Here is a 16,097-nt window from a genome sequence, read left to right as displayed (position 1 = left end):
TGTGTAAGAAACTGAAGATTAATAAAATGAAAGAAAGGGAATAGTCTTAGTGTGAAAGGGGAGTGCTATATGATTTATTTGAAGATATTAGTTCAAATTTTAGTTATCTCATTCTTCATCTTTTTCGTGAGTGGACGATTAATGGGCTCGCAGATCAACTTTGTAAAACGTATTATGGCGGTTGTCATTAGTGTGTTTTTTACTTCCTTTGTCTATTGGTATGCCTATTTACGTGGAACAGATTTCTTATCAGATAGTTTTGTGTATACCTATATGGATGTAAGCACAATTATATGGATAGGAAGTATGTTGTTAATATCAATGTTGCTGTATCTTTTCTTTGAATTATTTGATCCAATGGCGATTGGTGAAAAGGGGCAAAGAGTATCTGGGAATAAATCATTATTAATTCGCTTAAGAAATAATTGGCGTAGTCAGAGAAGACTGAGACAGGTTGTCCAAATTGCTATGAAAAATGGTATATCTCGGACGATTAAATATTCGAAGTTCAAGGAAAGTGAGCGAGAACTAGCTAAAGCATTAAAAGATACATTGGAGCAATCTGGTGGTATTTTTGTGAAGTTTGGTCAAGTTCTTTCTACAAGAGGGGATATATTGCCTGCTGCTTTCGTAAAAGAATTAGAATCTCTACAGCAACATGTTAAGCCTCTAACAAATGAACAAGTGAATTCTATTTTAGTGTCCTTTTTACCTTATAAAATGGAGGATATGTTCGTTGAATTCGATTTAACACCTATTGCTTCGGCATCGATAGGTCAAGTACATAAAGCAATACTTCGTACAAATAATAAAGAAGTAGTAGTGAAAATCCTACGACCCGATATTAAAGATATGATGCGAGATGATTTAAATATATTAGTAGATTTCGCTACATGGTTCTCGGATAAATCTTCATGGGCTGAGAAGCTTGGTTTCCGTGAACTTGCGCTAGGATTCGCGGAAAATCTAAGAGAAGAAGTTGATTTTGAGATTGAAATGCGAAATGCTTTACAAGTAACAACAGCCTTGAAAGATAGTTCGTATACAGTGAAGATACCACATATTTATACGGAACTAAGTAATGATCATTTGATTATTTTCGAGTATGTTCATGGTCAAAGTGTAGCGTATGGGGATACGCTTTTCAGGACACTCGGAGTGGACAGAGAACAGTTTGCCCGTACTGTTCTATATTCATTTTTTGATCAGCTGCTGTATTCTGGAATTTTCCATGCGGATCCACATCCAGGTAATATCTTTATAGATGATGTCGACGGAACCCCGATTTTCTTAGACTTTGGGGCAGTTGGTCGCTTAGCACAGCCCCAGCAAGAGGGAATGAAGTTGTTTTTATTGGGTATTCAACAGAATGATTCGGATATTTTATACGATGCACTATCTCTATTGGTAGAGGATGTAGATCATATTGAGCGGGAGAAATTAGAACATGCTATGGCTCAATTATTGTTAAGAATCTCTTATATTTCTCATATTCCAACGGAGGAATTGATTCAAGCATTTTTTGAAGTCGTTAAGAAATTCGGCTTATCTTTCTATCCATCCGTAGGTATTGCGCTAAGAGCTTTAGTTACACTCGACGGGACATTACACATGATAAAAAGTGATTTTGATATTTTTAATGAGGCAAAAGAGTATTCTACAGAATATATGGCATCGTTATGGAAAAAACCATTTAAAAAACCAAAGCAGACCTTTGAACGTTTAGAAGAAGAATTTGCTTTGCTGTTACCAACGATTCGTAAAATTCCAAGACGAGTAGATCATCTTATTCAGCGTGTGGAAAGTGGGAAAATAACATTACACCATGATATTTTTTCCGATAAAAGTAATTCTATGTTTATCACACAATTATTCTCGCGCTTCATTCTATTAATGGTAGGCATTACATTTGGAATAATATCGGTTGCATTATTAGCAATAGGGCAGTTTATAGAGGCAGAATTTGCAATATATTTAAACACAGCAGCGTATGTGGGTTTGTTTTTATGCGCTGTGTTACTAGTTAGATTATCTATACAGGCTATAAGATTGATGAAAAGTGATAGGTAAGCTTTTGCTGATAAGATTGCTAAATAGCAGAAAGCCCTTAGATTATACAATTGATCCTTTTACTGCAGATAAATAGCTCATAACTAAACAATTGGGAATTAAAAACGTGAGAAAAGCCCATAAGTTCTCCGATATAGCTTATATTCAATGCAATATAGCCCATAAGCAACGTTGTCTTATCTTTCAACGTTAAAAAAACCATTTCATTTTTGAAATGGTTTTTTGATCTGAAGGATAAAAACTAGTACATTCGGTAACCCTATGTATATTCAATTTTTTCCTAAAATGGGGTGTATACATTGTGTGCGAACGAGAAGCCGAGTACTCCTAAGCTGATGAAAGAAGTAGTTGAAAAAATGAATAATTCTGAGGATATTTTGACAATACCTTTGCAGCTTGGTGATAATTATGCTTTTGTGCTCTACTTAAAGACAGTTGTAGATGGATTAAAATTACAAAATATAATTATAAAACCCTTTTTTGAGCTCAAATCTACAGAATTTTTCTCTTCTTATATACAGTCCCTCCCAGATATTGCAAAGATGAAAACGGGGGATGAACTTTTAATACAGTTGACGAAAGGACATGTATTAATAGCGATACAAGAACAATTTTTTCTAGTAGATATAAAAATGATTACTGCAAGTTCACCTCAACCCGCTTTAATGGAGCCCACTATATATGGCCCCCAGCTAGCACTAAGTGAAGCTATTGAATCCAATTTAAATATGATTAGACATCGTTATCTTGAACCTTCACTTACAATTGAAACGGTTCAATTAAAAGATAAATCCCACCAATCAATAGCGCTTATTTATGATAAAAAAATTGTTAAACAATCTGTATTAGATGAAATTCAAAAAAAAATCAAAGAACTGGACAATCCTCTTATAGAATCTTCAGGAGACTTACAACTTTTTTTGAATAGCACGAGATTTTCTCTATTTCCAGTATTACTTTTAACGGAACGACCAGATCGAATTACTTATAATTTGGCAAATGGAAAAGTAGTGATTATGATGGACGGTAGTCCCCAGGCAATAGTGGCACCAGTTGTTTTCTATGACTTTATGGTGTCTATGGAGGATAACTATCATTCATTTTGGATTTCTATTTTTACATTGATCTTACGTTATGTTGGGATATTAACTTGTATACTACTCCCAGCTATGTATGTAGCAATCACTTCTTATACACCAGATATTTTTCGTGTGGAACTTGCACTATCAGTAGCTGGGAGTAGGCTGGGAGTACCGTATCCATCATTTATAGAAGTACTTTTCATGCTGCTTTTTATGGAGTTTTTAATAGAGGCGAGTATCCGATTACCAAAAGCAATAAGTGCGACAGCTACAACCGTTGGGGGATTAATACTAGGTACTGCAGCCACTGAGGCTGCTCTTACATCCAATATAATGATCATCATCGTATCAGCCGTTGCAATAACTAGTTTTGTTATTCCAATAAGTGAAATGAGCTTTGCCATAAGAATATGCAGGTACCTATTATTAGCATTCACGACTCTATTCGGCACGGTTGGTTTAATGCTTGGATTTTTAGGCATCATAATGTTTTTAACAAACAAAGAAAGCTTTGGTGAACCATTTTTAAAGATAAATTGGAAAAGTACGAAGAGGGAAAAAGAGGTGTAAATTTCCGTTGAGCCGCTATATGTATTATTTAATTTTTGTAACTATGGTAGCAAATATAATCGCAACAGTCCCTCGAATATTAGTGATTGAAAGTAAAAATGGAGTATTATTTTCTATGATTGCTGCGCTTTTTGTAGGTGTATTATTTACTTATTTTGTAACTTTATTTTTCAATAAATTCAGCGGACAAAGTTTTCCTGAAATATTGAAAAAACACACCTCAAAGTGGTTTTATATTCCTGTAATAGTTTATTTTGGAATTTCTTGGTTTTTAGCAGGGGCTATAACGCTTATTACTTATGTATTTTTATTTACAACTTTTGTTTCACTAGAAACTCCCTTAATTACAACTACTCTTGCGTTTGTCATAATAGTTTCTTTTGGTATGTTGATGAAGTCTGAAAGTGTATTATTTACTCTTGAAATAGTATTTGTTTTACTGTTGCCGATCCTAATATTTTTATTCGTAAAGATAATTACTGATAATAATTTAGAGTGGAATTTTGTCCAAGTAGCTATGATGAATATTAATATTTCTCCAAGCTATAGGTCTTTTTCAGCGGCATCCTACATTTTTATTGGAGTTGTTAATATTGTTATCTTTAATAGTTTCTTTAAAGAAAAGCTCAAATTTGGATTTAAGCAAATATCTATCATCAGTACTGTAGGCGCAGTTGTACTATTTATAACTTACTTCATACCCATTGGATTTAATGGTTTTGAACAAATTGAACATATGAATTTTCCATGGGTATCTACAAGTGATTCCGTAAGGATGAAATATGGGGTTATTGAGCGTTTGGTTTTCATATTTATTATTATCTTTTTAGGGATTTCTTTCTTGAGTCTATTAGTTCATTGGCATGTATCGTTAAAGTTATTTGAGAGTATTTTTCATTTTAATAAATTGAAGTGGAAAAATAAAAATCTGACATCCTACTTTTTTGTTGTTCTCTTCGGTGCAATCTCTATTTATTTGGTTACAAAAATAGACGAATTTGAACTGTTCAAATACTCAAGTTATTTCTATAATATTTTTCCACTATTTTATTTTATTTTATTCCTTTCTTTGTTTGTAGCAAAAAGGAGGGCAAAAGTATAATGTACATTCTTGGCAGAAAAAAAGTGGTTTTTCTGTGTGTTATTTTCATCCAATGCATAGTTCTAATGGCTGGTTGTGGATTTAAAGATATTGATAATAGATTGTTTATAATTGGAATTGGTGTTGATCCTTCTGAAAAAGAGGAAGGTCATTATAAAGTTACACTTAAATTATCGATTCCAGTAGCTTCGATTAAGCAAGAAAAAAAACCGAGCTATCAGTACCTAGTACATGAAGGAGAAAACATTGAAGAAGCAATACGCATACTAGAAACTCACACAGACAAAACGTTAGAATTTGGGCATACTAAAATCATTATGGTAAATGAAGCATTACTCGAGAATAATATTAAAGATGTGATGGATTATTTTGTTCGAAGAGGTGATATGCAGTTAATTTCCTGGATTGGGGTTGCTAAAGAATCCGCAGAAGAGGTTTTAAGAGCTGAGCCTAAAGCGGAAGAAGCTGTGTCTACATCTCTAACAAGGTTTTTCGATAATACTGGAACGGAAAGCCCTTATATTGTCTCCACTTTTTTGTTTGAATTTAGGCGAAACTCCCATAGTTTAGGTATTGATTCTGTTTTACCAATTGTTGAGACAAACGATGATGGCTCTCAGTTGATAGTAAATAAATCATTAATCGTTAAGGAAGGTAGAGCTCCTTTTGAATTGTCGTCTAGGATGACGAGGGAATACAACACTCTTGCAAATGATCTTGGAGGATATAGTTATAAAATTGAGTATGAAGGAAATAATATTGTAGTGAATATTGGAAAAACAAATGTGAAATTTAAAATAGTTACGGAGAATAAAAAGCCAACTATTATAAATATGAAAATCGAAATGGCTGGTGAAATTATTGAGTCCGATAAAGACGTATTATTAAATAATTTAGAAAAATATAATAAACTTGCTGAAGATGAAGTGAAAAAACATGTGTTGGAATTTTAACGACTGTCCAAAAGGAAAATTTAGATCCAATTGGTTTTGGGTTAAAGTATAGAACAATGCACATAAATAATAAAGATACTATGAGTAAGTGGAATGAAGCTTACCAAGAGCTGCCATTTGATCTTAAAGTGGAAGTAAATCTAAAAAGCACTGGGACAATAGAATGATGAGTCTACCTATTCTTTATTTTTGAAGAGGTATTTAATATTTATATACTTTGTCTATTCTGAGGACAATGCAGGGTGCTCCCAATAGCTATCTGCCACTGCCGAGAGATTTTCTGCTTTAAAATTGTTGAAGTTAATTTTATTTAATGTTTCTCTACTCATTAGGACTATCATTACATCCCCATTTTTAACATTGCCGTACCGATCTGTAAGTGGGGCTTGTACTATCAAGGTTGCTTGAGTAACTTCTTCTTGTGATTTCATCACTTTCATAAATTCTACTGTGTTGTATAAAAAGGAATGTTTTGTAGATTGTGTAGATATAATTCTTTCTTCTAATGCAATAGTTTCCAATATCCCACTTTCAAATCTAGATGATACCACAGCGTTTTCCTTTTCGATGTATGTTGTTCCGAAGTTCTTCATAATTATTTCCGCAGCAATCACTTCGGGATTCTTATGGTTTTGCATCATTTTTTCTTTTAGTTCTTCTTTTTCCATTTTCTTGTAAAACATAGTATCGGCAACATCTATGCTAACTGTTTCTGTTTTTTCTGTATGGATTACTGAATATAAAATGATTCCTATACCCAAAAATACTATGAACAAAATGAACCACCATCGCTGATAAATAGGTTTCTGCGTCTCATCTATCAAAGTAAATCTCCTTTCATACTTGAAATGTATTCTACTATTTTATGCAAACTTAAAAGGAAATTATGTCTAGTAGCTTATAATTTCTCGGTTTACAAAAGTTGAATATGCCAATGATAATATTTACAATGAAAAAGAAACTAATAATGAAGTGGAGTCGTTGTAGAATGTATAGAACGGTAAATGATTTTATAGTAGATTGGTCTGTAGCAGCAGAGGGTACACTTCGAGTACTACAATCTTTATCTGATGAAAAATTAGATCAGGCAATTGTAGAAGGACATAGTACTCTTGGGTGGCTAGGATGGCACTTAGCGACGAGTCCAGCATTTTTCTCTGGATTAGTGGGTTTAAATGTTGAATCAGCTATTGGTGGAAATAAAGAAGAAATTAAAGTTAGAGAAATTGTGGAAACGTATAAAAAAGTCGTTGAAGCTGTAAAGAGTGAAGCAGAAAGCAATCTAACAGATGAGAAATTGGTTGAGAAGATAGAAAGCTTTGCTGGAGAGACAACAAGAGGAACATTGCTACGTAAATTAATCGATCATCAAACTCACCACCGTGGTCAAATGACTGTTCTTCTACGACAAGCAGGACTGCCTGTACCTGGTGTAATGGGACCAACAAAAGAAGAGCAGTTATAAAGTTGTCCCTGTGTGAGACACAACTTGGAAACAATTCTGAATAGTGTCTGATAAAAGATTTTTAAATACCATACTTGAAATAGAATGGAATATACATAATAAGACTGCTTATTATAAAATCTTCTGATTAAAGTATGATGACAGCAAGAATAAAACAATAAAAAACAATGCCTGATACCCTGTTAGTTAGGGTTTTAGGTATTGTTTTTCATTTTCAATGAAGTTAGGTTTCATAAACTAGAAACAAAAGGGGTGGAATTATACAAGGAATTATAAATGTATGCACGTATGTGAAGTTTGAAATCCACGAATGTCTGTTTCGAGTTGAAGAGGGGATTGAACTACCAGCTGTCTAAACAAAGAATAGAAGTTAGCTTTCTCGTTTTAAAGGTTATAATACAAAATCCAAAAAGGATTTTAAGAGCGTAGTGAAGAATATTATATGAATGAAATATAGTTTGTAAGTAAATATGTATTAAGAGGAAATAGAAATGGGGTGTTATTTAATATGAAGCCGAAGATCCTACTAGTTGGAATTAGAAGATGTCATTCGAAAACTAAAAGCATTTAAACCGAATAAGATTGCTGTCGAAGCAGTGAAAGAAGCTGATAGGGAGATAAATAATACATATTATCAATATATAAATAATTCCTTGAAATTAAATAAGAACGAAATACAACAGATTGGATTTCGACTTAGTGCAGTGATGGAGAATGAGAGAATTTATCCTGTCGATTGGATGGGGGATGTAGGTCAAAGAAATATTGAAGAAGTCTTAGAATGGGCAAAAACCAATCAATACGAATTATATAGTTCGATTATGGAAGAATATATTCCGAAAATAGTGGAACCTCCAACAACCGGGCATACAATTGGTGACATGTTAATCCATCTTAATCAAGAAAAAAAGTACAGCAAGACCATGCACTTTATATGCAAATCGCACGTATTGGGACAGGAACCGATTATATCGGGGTGGATTGGGTGAGATGGTGGTATCAGCGAAATTTAACCATTTTCTCTAATCTTTCAGGTTTAGTCTCAGATTCAAATGATCGAATAATATTGCTGATCGGAGCAGCGCATATATATTTAGTTAGGCAATTTCTGCTGGAAAGCGGGGTTTTTGAAGTGGAATCTACATTACACTATTTGCAGTAGAGGAAAATAGCTGGATTTAGTTATTAATTCAAAAACCACCAACAAATGATGCGCTCTTTCATTTAATAGAAAAATTGTGAATTTTATGAGGGGGATTAAAGATGCAATTTAGGCTAGCAGAAAATAAAGATATTGACCAGTTAATTCAAATGAGATGGAATTTCACGCTTGAAGATAATCAATCAAAAACGTATACAGAGGATGATTTAAAAACATTTAAATTAGAATGTCGATCTTTTTTAGAGACTGCCACCAAAAGTGAAAATTGGTTTATTTGGGTTGCAGAGAAAGAAGGGGAAATCGTATCTCACATTTACATACAACTAATACATAAGGTACCGCGTCCTGGTAGAATAACTAAACCATTTGCATATATGACCAATGTCTTTACTATAGAAAAATACAGAAACCGAGGTATCGGCAGTCAATTAATCACTACTATTAATAAATGGGTGAAAAGTAAAAGTTATGAATTTATAATCGTTTGGCCGAGTGAAGATAGTGTCGATTACTATAAAAAGAATGGTTATATACATTGCAAGGAACCTATGGAATTTTTCCCATCTTAGAAGAAAATAAACAAAATGCAGAGAGGAGCTTTAATATAAGACTCTTTCATGTTAGCGAAGAATCTAATATAGAATCATTTGTACCTAGAATACCAACACGGATGGATTTAGATCCGTCAAAAAAACTTGTATGGTCCATTAATGAAAAGTGCCTCCCGAACTTTTTAACTCCCAGAAATTGTCCACGTGTTTGCTATCATATTGGAGTCAATACTTCCGAGGTAGATAAGAGGACTTATTTTTCATCCAAATTTAGCTCTCATGTAGTAGTAATAGAACGTAACTGGTTTGATGTGATGCAAAATACGACATTATATTTATATGAATTTAACACTACTCATTTTACTCTTATAGATGAAAATGCAGGTTATTACATAAGCGAACAAAAGCAGAATCCTATTAAGAAAATTGTAATATCTAACCCATCTAAAGAGCTAAGCAGAAGGAATGTCGAATTACTGCTGGTCGACAACTTATGGGATATATCTGATGAAATTCAACAGACATCATTGAATTGGTCCATGTGTAGAATGGGCTTTGCGCAGCATAGGGATTCCTTTAGTGAAAAAAGGAGGTAAATAATGTATTCGTATAACCTTGAAGGTCTTGTTATTAAAATTGCAACTAGTAGTGATACCCCAAGAATAATTAATATGTTAAAAGGGTTAGCTATATGGATGAGAGATAATGAAATTAATCAATGGGGATTTCTTTTAGAGGGTGGTGATGACGAGGAAATTGAACAAGCAATATCTGATCAGGAAACGTATATTATCTTGAGGGATGATGAACTAATAGCCACATTCACACTTTTATCTAAACAAAGTGAGTGGGATAAACATATCTGGGGAGATGATTTAACTTCCAATACTTATTACTTACATAGACTAGCAATTATTCCTTCTTATATGAATAAAGGAGTAGGTAGTAGTATATTGACCTGGATACAAAACAATCTTAGCTACACTAAAGATTATTTAAAGCTAGATTGTGTTGCAAACAATAAAAAGTTAAATGCTTTTTATATAAACAATAACTTTGAATTTATCAATTTACATGATGGACATAATAAATATCAAAAAAGCTTGCGTCCCTGTGTAAGAAACAATTAAACTCTATTCGGAATACTTCCGGAACTTCTTCTAACACAGGGATCGCTTATTATTTAGATAAACCGGTCTAAGAATTCCAACATTTTTCCATAAACTAATATTTCATTTTGCTTTTTAGAAAAGCCATGGCCTTCGTCTGGTAGAACAATATATTCTACGTCTCTACCTTTTTCCTTTAAAGCTGCGACAATTTGGTCAGATTCTTTTTGTACAACCCGTGGATCATTAGCCCCTTGAATAACTAGCATAGGTTTCGTCATTCCATCTAAATAAGTAATTGGGGAATCTTCTATAAACTTTTCTTTATCTTTTACTGGATCACCTACCCATTGAATCATGAAAGACTTCCAAAACTCTGGTACTGATTCCACAAAGGAAAATAGATTACTCGGACCAAATATATCTACGACTGCTTTAAAATACTCTGCATGCCGTCCGTGAAGTAAGAGGGACATATAGCCTCCATAGCTGCCGCCTAAGAGTAGAATTTTATCTCTTTCAACATATCCTTCTTTAATCAACCATTCTAAACCCTCCAAATTATCAAGTCGAGGGCCGTGACCCCAGTCTCCTTCAACTAGTTTCATGAACTTTAAGCCATAGTTTGAAGAACCCCGGAAGTTGGGAGCGAATATGGAATACCCTCTATTGAGCAGGAATTGGAACATCGAACGGAACCATTTTCTTTCCAACGATTGAGGACCTCCATGTGGCCATAAAATGACATGCCCATTGGAGTATTCTTCTTTTGCTTTGAAAAGTAGTGCTTCAATCTCTAGTCCATCAAAAGAAGGGTAAGTTAGTATGGTAGGTTCTACCAGCATTTCATCTGGAACGCCTGGAATTCGGAATTTAGTTAATTCCTCCCATGATTCACCATTATTTTTTGAAACAAAGACATTGTTTGGTCTTGTAGAAGACCGCCCTTGAATATATAGATTACCAGATGGCATCACGATTACTTTTTCTATTACATTTGTAGGTGTTTTCACTTTGTTAATTTTTTCACTTTTTAAATGGTATTCATAAAGACGATCTTCTACACCGTATGATCCAATTAAATAAAGACTTTGGCTTTTCTTAGAAAAATATATACTAGAAAAATCCTCTTTATTAATTTCTAAAACTTTTTTAAATTCCTTCGCTTCTAAATCGAACTTCGCCAAATAAGTCAAATCTGAATTATAGTTTGTTAAAAAATATATATCTGTTTCCGAAGTATATAGGGTGTCTGTAACCGTATGTTGTTCCTTTGTCTCAGGAGTTAATAATATAGTCTCGTCATCGAGATGAACATATGCAAGAGAGTAAGTATTTCCAAATTGTTTACCGGAAACAAAAGATTTTTCAGCTGGGGAGACAGCTTCTATAGATGTCGGTGCAATGGTACCTTCCAGTAAGAGTTTATCTTCACCAGTTTCAATGTCATATATATAGTTATTAAGGAAGGTTGCATTACCTGCTGTTGTAGAATAATAAAGACGTTTTCCATCTTTCGTCAAGTAGTTGAAGAAATGCCGTTCTCCTTCATTTCTTCTGATCGAGACAAGTTTTCCACCTTTAGGAGCAAGAGCATATATTTGTGTATTCTCATCCCCGTCTTGATCAAAACCAGCAACCATAAACTCACCAGTTTTTGCATAGGTTAAAAAATCTACACTCTGATTATTAAATGTAAGTGGATAAGGAAACTGATTAGGCAAATCCATTGCCCAAATATTAAAGTGACCGTTAAGGTTTGAACTAATTACCAGTTGTTTTTCATCAGGACTAACAGTGAAATTCTCAACAGTTAATGTTTGAAAAAATTGTTCTACTTCTGGTTTATCAAATTTGACCATTTAAACTCCCCAATTCTTGTAAGATACTTTCATTTTATCATAATAATTTGTTAGTTTAAGATGTTTTGACTTAATATTAAATATAATCAAAATATTTGGTGTTCTATTAAAATATATCCTATGATAAATGGGTAAGAATTAGAATTTTTTTGTGTAGAGGTAATAAGAATAAAAAGGTGAAACGGTCTCTTCGGAAGAACTAACAGGTTTCTTAAGTGTACAATTCCAACGGATTTAGAAATATAAACTTACACAAGTCAATCATGAAATCATGAGAAAAAAAGGGAGTCTCTTTAAGTAAATGTGTAACAAAAAGAGTTGGACAAAGCTACCTGAATATGAAAAGATTTAATAGTAAGAATAATCGGCCGATTTTCTTCGTAAGCATTTAATTTTACTGTTAAATAAAATAATTATTGATACGGAGGAATTTACTATATGAAAAAATTTATAATTTTAATATTAAGTTTGGTTGTTGTTTTAAGTATGGGATTCGCAGTTCAAGTTGAAAATGTACAAGCGGCTCAAAGCAAAGAAACAATGATTAGTGTAGCTTCTGAAGAAATATTTGTTACAAAAGTAGTTCCTTTTACAAGGCAACAATCTATGTGGGTTACTGAAACTAGAAATGGCAAAACTTATTCAGGATATATTTATAATAGAGGTTTTTCAGATGGGACTGGAAACTATTCATTTTTCTCAGGTTATTTAAAAACAGGACCTTATGCGCCAACTGTACTTCAAGTTGAAGACTAATAAAATATAATAGAGTAGATGAAATAATGGCCAAGTTTGACCCCTTCCCTTTAAGTAGTTGTTTAAACTGCAGTTTTCTGTAGATTTCACTATTTAAAGGGTTGTTTTCTTTTCTGAAATACACGAACGGTTTTCAAGGAGGAACTCATGAAAGAAGTTACAAGTTTCGTTATGAAGGGGAACTTGAAAAGTAAATATATATTATTAGTTCCTATTATTCTCATTGTTTTTATGGTTACTTTGTTGACTATCAATAGTCAACAATCAGGAGCAACTTCACAAGAGTTACAAGATACGTTTGATCATCGCAAAGAAACTGTTAATTTTTTGATTGGTAACCTATTAAATAAAAAAAGTCATCTTGGTTTACCTGAAGAGCAGCAAATAGCACTTGATAGTTTACTCGTTCAAGAAGAGTATTTGAAAGACATAACAACTAAGTTAGGAATAGGAGATTTAAACATTTCTACCGAAAACCTAGCATATCTCAAAGAATATAACCTATATGAAAATTATGACTTTATAAATTATAATAATACAAAGCTTTTAGAAGTTGAGCAGCTGAAAGCAGCCACTTTACAGAGGCATGATTTAACTTATACAGAACAAGAAACGCCTTATAACACAGCACTATTTTCAAAACAATTATTTCAAATTGTATTCAGTCCATTTACTGCATTTCTTTTCTTACTCATTTTTATTTATAAATTGATATCCGATGACCAGAATAGAACATTCGAATTTTTTAAAGTCATCTCACTTTCAAATATAACAGTCTATTATGGCTACTTGATGCCATTTTTAATACTCTTATTAACGTATACAATCCTAGCTAGTTTCTTATCATTGTTGCCCCCAATAGTGACAGGGAATTTGGGTATGATTCACTATCCAATTGAAGTAGTCATTGATACAGATACTTTATTGGTGCCGGTGTGGAAATGGCTACTATACCTTCCTATCGGTTGGGGGATATTTGTTTCATTAATGCTGGTACTAGCAATATGTTTGTTCAAATACCGAATCTCTTTTAGCTTTCTGATAGCAATCATTGCATTTCCAATCGTAATTGCTTACATTTGGTCCGTTCACTTTGGATTTCATGCGGTAAATCCAATTCATTTAATAGTTTTATATGAAAAACAATTACTAGATCCGAATCGTTTTATAACCTATTTAGTTGGAATGCTGATCTTGCTTATAATATGTTTTGCTGCTTGTTATCCGGTATTTAAATCTAAACGGACTGTTCTAAGAACTTCTTTTTTTTCTCACGCTCGCAAGAGGTATGTTCCAAAACCTAAGTGGAAGTTGCTTCAATTTGAACAAATTAAAAAGAAGCGCAAAGGTCATGTAATCTTCACGTTTATCATGTTGGTTGGGATTATTGGGGGTACATTTGTTGTTGTAAATCAAGCCTTTCAAAAACTACCGACAATATACTTGGATGTCATTGAAGACTTCCAAAATATACTTATTGATCAACAAGTGCAGTGGAAAGTAATTGAAGAAGAGTTTGATTTGGAAGCTGAAAAAATGAAGTCTAGTTCTGAGGAATCAAAAGATAAGTCAACTGAGTTTCCTGAAGAAAATCCATACTCGATAATGATCAAAGACATCGAAAACAAATATAACAATTTAGAGGGATTGAAGGATGAAATTGGTTCTATAGATTTCTCTAAAAAGTATAGAGAAATCATGGAATCTTCTCAGTCATACAAAGAATTAGATCCTTCCATGTGGAATGTAACCGTAATGGCTTCCGAGGAGCAACAGCGTATTTTAGATGAGAAAAATATTACACCTTGGCCAATCGGGTATCAGTGGATATCTCATTTCAATGACCCAAGTTATGCAGTGGATAGCGTGCATTACAATTTAATGAAATCGTCACAAGAGAGAAATACGAAATTGAAGTGCACCCCAATTGTTAGACACAATCTAACAATTGGAGGTGTATTTTTTTATGTCTAAATTTACATTTGAAGAAAAATTATTTGCAGTACAGAGCTATTTGAACAACGAAGGTGGATATAAGACAATTGCCAAACAAATTGGCACGGTTCAATCAACAGTAGTTAAGTGGGTGATGCTCTACAAGCAACATGGGATAGATGGGCTTATGAAAAGCTATACAAATTATAGTGCAGAGTTTAAACTAAACGTACTAAATTATATGAACGAACATAGGACGTCTTTGTATGAAACTGCTGCCATTTTTAAAATCCTTTCTCCTTATACGATTACAAAATGGAAAAACACACTCGAAAAAGCTGGAGTAGACGCCCTAGAATCAAAAACAAAGGGGCGTCCATCTATGAAAAAAGAAACAAAGAAAGCAACACCAACTGAAGGGTCATTTGAAGCATTACAAGCAGAAAACGAGCGTTTACGCATGGAGAATGCCTATTTAAAAAAGCTGAACGCCTTAGTTCAGGAAAAGGATGCACTACAACGAAAGACAAAGCGCAAGTAGTGTATGAACTAAGGGAAGAATTCGCTGTTAAAAAGCTAATCAAAGTTGCGGGGATAGCACGTAGTACCTACTATTACTGGATAAATACCTTTGGGCGTGGAGATAAGTATGAGGAAGTAAAATCAGTTATCTCTTCGATTTTCCACGAACATAAAGGTAGATACGGATACCGTCGTATTACATTCGAACTGCGCAATCGTGGATATCAAATCAATCACAAAACGGTTCTTCGCTTAATGAAGCAGCTTGGTTTAAAATGCCTTGTGCGCATGAAGAAATATCGTTCGTACAAAGGGCCTGTCGGAAAAATTGCGCCTAATATCTTAAAGCGTGATTTTGTAGCAACGAAGCCGAACGAGAAATGGGTAACGGATGTGACTGAATTTCATTTATTTGGTGAAAAACTCTATCTCTCGCCCATACTTGATTTATTCAATGGCGAAATTATTGCATATAACCTAGAGTCACGACCAGTATATCCACTCGTTTCGAAGATGTTAGACCAAGCTTTGATGCGTTTATACGATGGAGACGCTCCAATTCTCCACTCAGATCAAGGATGGCATTACCAAATGAAACAGTATTCTAAAAGTTTAAAAGCACATGGGATCACGCAAAGTATGTCCCGTAAGGGAAATTGTCTTGATAATGCGGTAATTGAAAACTTCTTTGGGTTACTAAAATCCGAATTACTTTACCTACAAGAGTTTGAAAGTATGGCTCACTTCAAGCAAGAGCTTGAACAATATATTGATTACTATAATCACAAACGAATCAAGACAAAATTAAAAGGTCTGAGCCCGGTACAATACCGGACTCAGACCATAGAAGCGGCTTAACTAAATAAAGTGTCTAACTTTTCGGGTTCACTTCAAATACGGAAATAGCGGCTTGTTCTCTCTTTATAAATTTTTAGATTGGAATATGATGCTGATTGTC

The 16,097-nt window shown here is 33.6% G+C and carries 12 protein-coding genes and 2 pseudogenes; 12 read left to right on the top strand and 2 right to left on the bottom strand.

All coding sequences use genetic code 11. The features are described from left to right. Positions 1 to 69 precede the first annotated feature (69 nt). The 4 genes and pseudogenes from MKY60_RS10770 (at position 70) to MKY60_RS10755 (ending at position 5,944) form a co-directional block, all read left to right on the top strand. Positions 70 to 2,070: an ABC1 kinase family protein gene (locus MKY60_RS10770; RefSeq protein WP_340929803.1), complete on the top strand. Its 2,001-nt coding sequence runs from the start codon at positions 70 to 72 to the stop codon at positions 2,068 to 2,070. Between the two features lie 299 nt (positions 2,071 to 2,369). Beyond that, complete coding sequence (locus tag MKY60_RS10765) at positions 2,370 to 3,722, top strand: spore germination protein (protein WP_445677988.1); 1,353 nt, start codon at positions 2,370 to 2,372, stop codon at positions 3,720 to 3,722. A 19-nt stretch (positions 3,723 to 3,741) separates the two neighbouring features. Next, the gene (locus tag MKY60_RS10760; protein WP_340929799.1) at positions 3,742 to 4,824 is read left to right on the top strand and encodes a GerAB/ArcD/ProY family transporter; all 1,083 of its coding nucleotides are present in this window, start codon (positions 3,742 to 3,744) and stop codon (positions 4,822 to 4,824) included. Continuing rightward, a pseudogene (locus tag MKY60_RS10755) lies at positions 4,824 to 5,944 on the top strand (Ger(x)C family spore germination protein). The gene MKY60_RS10760 and the pseudogene MKY60_RS10755 overlap by 1 nt, the downstream one beginning before the upstream one ends. Positions 5,945 to 5,998: 54 nt before the next feature. Here the strand turns inward: MKY60_RS10755 and MKY60_RS10750 are convergent. After that, positions 5,999 to 6,601, bottom strand: coding sequence for a hypothetical protein (locus MKY60_RS10750; protein WP_340929796.1), 603 nt, complete (start codon positions 6,599 to 6,601; stop codon positions 5,999 to 6,001). Between the two features lie 164 nt (positions 6,602 to 6,765). Between MKY60_RS10750 and MKY60_RS10745 the strand changes: the two genes are divergently transcribed. From MKY60_RS10745 to MKY60_RS10725, 5 genes and pseudogenes are all read left to right on the top strand, one after another. Then, entirely contained in the window at positions 6,766 to 7,242 is a 477-nt protein-coding gene (locus MKY60_RS10745; RefSeq protein ID WP_241599615.1) for a DinB family protein, read from the top strand. Positions 7,243 to 7,838: 596 nt separating this feature from the next. Further along, positions 7,839 to 8,404: pseudogene (locus MKY60_RS10740) on the top strand (DUF5694 domain-containing protein). Between the two features lie 101 nt (positions 8,405 to 8,505). Further along, positions 8,506 to 8,973 (top strand): GNAT family N-acetyltransferase, encoded by a 468-nt coding sequence (locus MKY60_RS10735; protein ID WP_269923129.1) that lies wholly within the window; start codon positions 8,506 to 8,508, stop codon positions 8,971 to 8,973. A 101-nt stretch (positions 8,974 to 9,074) separates the two neighbouring features. Next, positions 9,075 to 9,551, top strand: a complete 477-nt coding sequence (locus MKY60_RS10730) for a DUF6886 family protein (RefSeq protein WP_340931089.1) — start codon at positions 9,075 to 9,077, stop codon at positions 9,549 to 9,551. A gap of 3 nt (positions 9,552 to 9,554) precedes the next feature. After that, a complete protein-coding gene (locus MKY60_RS10725; RefSeq protein ID WP_340929791.1) occupies positions 9,555 to 10,085 on the top strand; it encodes a GNAT family N-acetyltransferase in 531 nt (176 codons plus the stop codon). A gap of 53 nt (positions 10,086 to 10,138) precedes the next feature. Here the strand turns inward: MKY60_RS10725 and MKY60_RS10720 are convergent, their stop codons facing one another. Further along, positions 10,139 to 11,926, bottom strand: a complete 1,788-nt coding sequence (locus tag MKY60_RS10720) for a S9 family peptidase (protein ID WP_340929788.1) — start codon at positions 11,924 to 11,926, stop codon at positions 10,139 to 10,141. A gap of 438 nt (positions 11,927 to 12,364) precedes the next feature. On the opposite strand from MKY60_RS10720, the gene MKY60_RS10715 reads away from it, so the two are divergent. The 3 genes from MKY60_RS10715 to MKY60_RS10705 all read left to right on the top strand — a co-directional run bounded on the left by MKY60_RS10715 (position 12,365) and on the right by MKY60_RS10705 (position 15,997). Continuing rightward, the gene (locus tag MKY60_RS10715; protein ID WP_241599603.1) at positions 12,365 to 12,682 is read left to right on the top strand and encodes a hypothetical protein; all 318 of its coding nucleotides are present in this window, start codon (positions 12,365 to 12,367) and stop codon (positions 12,680 to 12,682) included. Positions 12,683 to 12,829: 147 nt separating this feature from the next. Further along, positions 12,830 to 14,656 carry a hypothetical protein gene (locus MKY60_RS10710; RefSeq protein WP_340929785.1) on the top strand — a complete coding sequence of 609 codons (1,827 nt, stop codon included), beginning with the start codon at positions 12,830 to 12,832 and terminating at the stop codon, positions 14,654 to 14,656. Then, a protein-coding gene (locus MKY60_RS10705; protein WP_340878759.1) for an IS3 family transposase occupies positions 14,649 to 15,997 on the top strand; the annotation gives its coding sequence in 2 pieces (ribosomal slippage) (positions 14,649 to 15,102 and positions 15,102 to 15,997; 1,350 coding nt in all). The genes MKY60_RS10710 and MKY60_RS10705 overlap by 8 nt, the downstream gene beginning before the upstream one ends. The last annotated feature ends 100 nt before the right edge of the window (positions 15,998 to 16,097 follow it).

It is taken from the genome of Psychrobacillus sp. FSL K6-1415 (assembly GCF_038003185.1).
GTDB lineage: Bacteria > Bacillota > Bacilli > Bacillales_A > Planococcaceae > Psychrobacillus > Psychrobacillus psychrodurans.
This window is presented reverse-complemented; position numbering and strand designations above follow the sequence as displayed.

Bases quoted from the DNA above. Each gene is read 5' to 3' on its own strand.
- MKY60_RS10770 (WP_340929803.1), top strand. From the start codon at position 70: ATGATTTATTTGAAGATATTAGTTCAAATTTTAGTTATCTCATTCTTC.
- MKY60_RS10760 (WP_340929799.1), top strand. From the start codon at position 3,742: ATGTATTATTTAATTTTTGTAACTATGGTAGCAAATATAATCGCAACA.
- MKY60_RS10745 (WP_241599615.1), top strand. From the start codon at position 6,766: ATGTATAGAACGGTAAATGATTTTATAGTAGATTGGTCTGTAGCAGCA.
- MKY60_RS10735 (WP_269923129.1), top strand. From the start codon at position 8,506: ATGCAATTTAGGCTAGCAGAAAATAAAGATATTGACCAGTTAATTCAA.
- MKY60_RS10730 (WP_340931089.1), top strand. From the start codon at position 9,075: ATGGATTTAGATCCGTCAAAAAAACTTGTATGGTCCATTAATGAAAAG.
- MKY60_RS10725 (WP_340929791.1), top strand. From the start codon at position 9,555: ATGTATTCGTATAACCTTGAAGGTCTTGTTATTAAAATTGCAACTAGT.
- MKY60_RS10720 (WP_340929788.1), bottom strand. From the start codon at position 11,926: ATGGTCAAATTTGATAAACCAGAAGTAGAACAATTTTTTCAAACATTA.
- MKY60_RS10715 (WP_241599603.1), top strand. From the start codon at position 12,365: ATGAAAAAATTTATAATTTTAATATTAAGTTTGGTTGTTGTTTTAAGT.
- MKY60_RS10710 (WP_340929785.1), top strand. From the start codon at position 12,830: ATGAAAGAAGTTACAAGTTTCGTTATGAAGGGGAACTTGAAAAGTAAA.